This window comes from Chitinophaga agrisoli (genome assembly GCF_008386695.1).
Lineage (GTDB): Bacteria > Bacteroidota > Bacteroidia > Chitinophagales > Chitinophagaceae > Chitinophaga > Chitinophaga agrisoli.
Window position 1 is genome coordinate 1 of record NZ_VUOC01000006.1, and the last position, 641, is coordinate 641.

Genomic DNA, 641 nt, shown 5'->3' on the forward strand with positions numbered 1-641 from the left:
TGACCAATGACGGTGATCCTGAGGGTGATGGTTTGACTGCATCCCTGGTAACAGCTCCTATAAATGGTACGGTGGTGCTGAATGCGGATGGTAGCTTTACTTATACTCCGAACGCTAACTTCAATGGTCTTGATAGTCTGAGCTATCAGGTTTGCGATAATGGTACACCGTCGCTGTGTGATACGGCTGCCTTGGTGTTTAATGTGTCAGCGGTTAACGATGCGCCGATAGCTGTAAGAGATTCCATCACTGTAACTGAAGACGTGCCGGCAACGGGTAACGTGCTGACTAATGACAGTGATCCTGAAGGAGATGGCCTGACTGCATCCCTGGTAACCGCCCCTATAAATGGTACGGTAGTATTGAATGCTGATGGTAGCTTTACCTACACCCCGAACGCTAACTTCAATGGTCTTGATAGTTTGATCTATCAGGTTTGTGACAACGGCACGCCGTCGCTGTGTGATACGGCTAGTTTGGTGTTTAATGTATCTGCCGTTAACGATGCGCCGATCGCTGTGCGGGATTCCATCACTGTAACTGAAGACGTGCCGGCAACGGGTAACGTGCTGACTAATGACAGTGATCCTGAAGGAGATGGCCTGACTGCCTCCCTGGCAACAGCTCCTGTCAACGGTACA

1 protein-coding gene is annotated in these 641 nt (G+C 49.9%); it reads left to right on the top strand.

Features of this window, described 5'->3' with window-relative positions:
* The coding region (locus tag F0L74_RS32715) for a cadherin-like domain-containing protein (RefSeq protein WP_149842203.1) at window positions 1–641 on the top strand (641 nt) is incomplete at both ends.